4 protein-coding genes are annotated in these 3,740 nt (G+C 67.9%); 3 read left to right on the forward strand and 1 reads right to left on the reverse strand.

Annotation, left to right across the window (positions count from 1 at the left end; translation table 11 throughout):
* Positions 1-124 precede the first annotated feature (124 nt).
* Complete coding sequence (locus OP79_RS55855) at positions 125-295, forward strand: hypothetical protein (protein ID WP_157857546.1); 171 nt, start codon at positions 125-127, stop codon at positions 293-295.
* A 256-nt stretch (positions 296-551) separates the two neighbouring features.
* On the opposite strand, the gene OP79_RS48645 is transcribed toward OP79_RS55855, so the two are convergent.
* Positions 552-1,436: an aldo/keto reductase family oxidoreductase gene (locus OP79_RS48645; protein WP_033329657.1), complete on the reverse strand. Its 885-nt coding sequence runs from the start codon at positions 1,434-1,436 to the stop codon at positions 552-554.
* Between the two features lie 93 nt (positions 1,437-1,529).
* On the opposite strand from OP79_RS48645, the gene OP79_RS48650 reads away from it, so the two are divergent.
* Positions 1,530-2,393, forward strand: coding sequence for a LysR family transcriptional regulator (locus OP79_RS48650; RefSeq protein ID WP_033329656.1), 864 nt, complete (start codon positions 1,530-1,532; stop codon positions 2,391-2,393).
* Between the two features lie 718 nt (positions 2,394-3,111).
* Entirely contained in the window at positions 3,112-3,453 is a 342-nt protein-coding gene (locus tag OP79_RS56695; RefSeq protein WP_245685756.1) for a helix-turn-helix domain-containing protein, read from the forward strand.
* Positions 3,454-3,740: the final 287 nt, after the last annotated feature.

Consider the following 3,740-nt stretch of genomic DNA (forward strand, 5'->3'; position numbering starts at 1 on the left):
CTCAAAACCCGCACCACCTACGACGAGGCAACCGCGTGGTCACACCACGCCTACCCCCAGCCCGCTTGACACCCCAACGACATGGGGTGTCTGACCGGCTGCTCGGCGACTCAGCGGAGGATTCATGACCAGCGACGACAGCAGCCTGTTCAGTCCACCCGGAGCCCCCGGCTACGCGGAAGCGGACTCCTCCTTCCAGCTCGCGGCACCGGTCAATCCGGCCAGGGCGTTCACCGCCCGCTCGATCGACGACGTCGTCCGCGCCGCCGCACGCCGGGCGGGCCGCTGCTGCTGAACACACCGGCCACTGTTCCGTGGCCTGGGCTCACCACTGGGCCGTCGGCATGCTCGTGGACGCCGGTGCCTTCATTTGCCCTCAAGAAGGCGGTCCAGATCCAAACCACGCGAGGAAAGGGCGGAGTGGTGGCGTGCGCCGACCATGCCGGCCGGGACGCGCAATGAAGTCACTGCCGTCCCGGCCGGCATGGCGTTTCGCGGCTCCTGCTCTGGATCCGCGGCTCGACCTCACCGGGCGGACGCCCCGGGCAGGTTCAGCGGCCGATCTTGTCCAGCTCGGCGAGTTCCTCCTCGGAGAGCGAGAGTCCCGCGCCGGTGACGTTCTCGCGCAGGTGGGCCATCGACGAAGTGCCGGGAATGAGCAGAATGTTCGGTGACCGCTGCAGCAGCCAGGCCAGGGCGACCGACATTGGCGTCGCATCCAGCCGGGCGGAGACCGCGGTCAACGCCGCGGACTGCAGCGGGGTGAAGCCGCCGAGCGGGAAGAACGGAACGTAGGCGATGCCCTTGGCGGCAAGGTCGTCGATCAGTTCGTCATCCTGACGGTAGGCGAGGTTGTACATGTTCTGCACGCACACGATCGGCGCGATCGCCTGCGCCTCGGCGACCTGCTCCGCCGTCGTGTTACTCACTCCCAGGTGCCGGATCAGGCCCTCCTGCTGGAGTTCGACGAGGGCCTCGAAGGGCTCGGCGAGCGAGCCGGGCCGGGGCCCCTGGGCGTCGCCGAGCCGGAGATTGACCACGTCGAGAGCGTCGACTCCGAGGTCCTCAAGGTTCTCCTGCACGGCGCGGCGCAGATCCTCGGGCCGACGGGCAGGGGGCCAGCCGCCCTGCTCATCGCGGACCGCGCCGACCTTCGTCACGATGTGAAGTGATGCGGCATAGGGGTGCAGCGCTTCACGGATCAGCTGGTTGGTGACGCGTGGTCCGTAGGCGCCGGAGGTGTCGATGTGGTTGATGCCCAGGGCGGCGGCCTCACGCAGGACCGCGAGCGCGCCGTCGTGATCGGCGGGCATGCCCATGACGCCGGGGCCGGCGAGCTGCATAGCGCCGTACCCGAAGCGGTTGACGGTCAGGTCGCCCAGGGTCCAGGTCCCGCCGGGCAGTGACGGGGAGGGTGTGTTCGTGGTCTCGCTCATGCCGTCGATGGTCACTCCCGGACAGGCATCGCATCCAATACCGATACGGTGCGCTGTCATACCCAGTGGGTATCACCGAGGTATGCTGGGGTCATGGACACCTTGGAGACCCGCGAGCTGAGGTACTTTCTGGCCGTCGCCGAGGAACTGCACTTCGGCCGTGCCGCCAAGCGCCTTGGCATCGCGCAGCCACCGCTGTCCCGGGCGATTCAGCAGCTCGAGCGGCGCCTCGGCGTCGCCCTACTGCAGCGCAACCGCCGCGGCGTCGCCTTGACCGACGCCGGAGAGATGCTGCTGCACGAGGGCCGCGCGGCCCTCGACGCGACCACCGCCGCCGCCCGCCGCACACGCCGCGCCGGCGGCGCCGACCGTCCGGGCAGCTCCCGCAACCGCCTGGTACTTGCGGTGAAGGCCGGCTCATCCCACGAACTGTTGCACAAGCTCCTCGACGCCTACGCGGCCGAGCCCGACGCCGCCGAGATCGAGGTACTGCCGAGCGGCACGTGCGAGCAGGGCGAGATGCTGCGTGACGGCCGCGCCGATGTGGCGCTCATGCACGCGCCGTTCAACTCCCTCACCGGGTTCGACAGCGAGGAGCTGATGACAGAAGGGCAGATCGCCGTCTTGCCCGCCGGGCACCCCCTCGCCACGCACAGGACACTGTCCCTCGCCGACATCAGCAACATCCCCGATCTTCCGCTCGCCCGCTGGGCCCACGACGGTGCCTACCCACCCGGCCCGGGCCCCGAGATCCACGACCAGACGCAGCTGGCCCAGTTGATCGCCCTCGGTCGCACCGCGGCCGTCTTCCCCGACTCCGCCCGCTCCTGGCTGTGGGCCGAGCACACCGCCGTCCCCCTCACCGACGCGCCCCCCGTCGTCACCCACATCGCGTGGCCCGCGCACAGCCGCTCCCTCGCCCTCGCGGGGCTGATCCGCACAGCCACCCGGCTATGACCGGCCCCGGAGAACGTCGGATGACTCATCACAGCGTCCCCCTTTTGCCTTCATGGGACTGTGAAAATTCAATGGCCCCGTTCGGCAGTCGGCAGCGCACCAGGCAGTGGACGCCTTGCCGAACCGTGCGAAACGGTGTTCACGGCATGAGGAACTCGGCACGGCAGGCACTTGAACCGCAGCGGCGTCCGGACAGAACATGTACGCCACAAGAAGGCGTCGGAACATCGAACACGTGGTGGATCACCGGAGATGAACAGCACTGGATCGCAGACCGACCTGGCGCCCGGGGCGTTCGCCGTGGATTCCAGGGTCCCGGGTGCGGCACCGCGAGGATTCGATGCCTTCCGTCGTGGATGGCAGACGCAGATCGGCGATGTCTTCCCCCTGCCGGCCTTCAGCCCGGCCACGATCGCCGACTTCCGGCTCAAGGGACGCGTCGCCAGGGTGCGCGATGTGGTGATCGCTGATCTCCACATGGCGTCGGCCACCCGGGTCGCGGACCCCGCGGGCGGCGATCGGGACCTGGTGGTGATCCACGTATTACGGCGCGGCGCATGGACGTTGGGCGGCCTGCCCGATCGCGACGAGCACACCGTATCGACCGGGCAGTTCCTTTTCCGGCACTTCGGGCGGCGGATGCCCTTCGAGACGGCGCCGCACACCACGGCGCAGTTCCTTTTCCTGCCCTCCGCGACGCTCAGACGTGGAACCACAGTTGGCTCCCGCACTCACCCGGGCCGCGAAGGACCTCGCCAACAGCCATCTCGCCCATCCCGAGCTGTCCCCGACGATGCTGGCACGCGAACTCAACGTCTCCGTACGCACCCTGCAGCGGGCATTCGCCACGGTAGGAGAGTCGGCGACCGCCTACATCCGCCACCGGCGGCTGGAAGAAGCCCGGCTCGCCCTCACATCGCCATCCGGCCGGTGGAGCATCTCGGAACTCGCCGCCCACTGGCACTTCACCGACAGCAGCCACTTCATCCGCGCCTTCAAGAAACACTACGGCCAAACGCCCACCGAATATGCCCGCTCGACCGGATCGGCCGCACGCTGAACCAACCTGAAGCAGGGCCTGACGCATGAACTGACCGATGACGCCGGGAAGTTGACCGCACTGTATTTACCAAATGTCACCACCCCGCAGAACACCACGAGTTAAAGACCAGCACACTCGAAGACGATCACGGACGAAAACCCCGCCGCTTCTTCGAACAGTCAAAGCACTACGGAGCGGCTTTGCCATCATGGTCACCATGAGTCAACGAGACCGCTCCCGTCCCCTGGCTGTGCAACACAACTTCAGCGACGATGAAATCGAGCACGGACTCAAAGCTGTTCGCC

Source organism: Streptomyces yerevanensis (genome assembly GCF_000716805.1).
Taxonomy (GTDB): Bacteria; Actinomycetota; Actinomycetes; order Streptomycetales; family Streptomycetaceae; genus Streptomyces; species Streptomyces flaveus.

Bases quoted from the DNA above. Each gene is read 5' to 3' on its own strand.
- OP79_RS55855 (WP_157857546.1), top strand. From the start codon at position 125: ATGACCAGCGACGACAGCAGCCTGTTCAGTCCACCCGGAGCCCCCGGC.
- OP79_RS48645 (WP_033329657.1), bottom strand. From the start codon at position 1,436: ATGAGCGAGACCACGAACACACCCTCCCCGTCACTGCCCGGCGGGACC.
- OP79_RS48650 (WP_033329656.1), top strand. From the start codon at position 1,530: ATGGACACCTTGGAGACCCGCGAGCTGAGGTACTTTCTGGCCGTCGCC.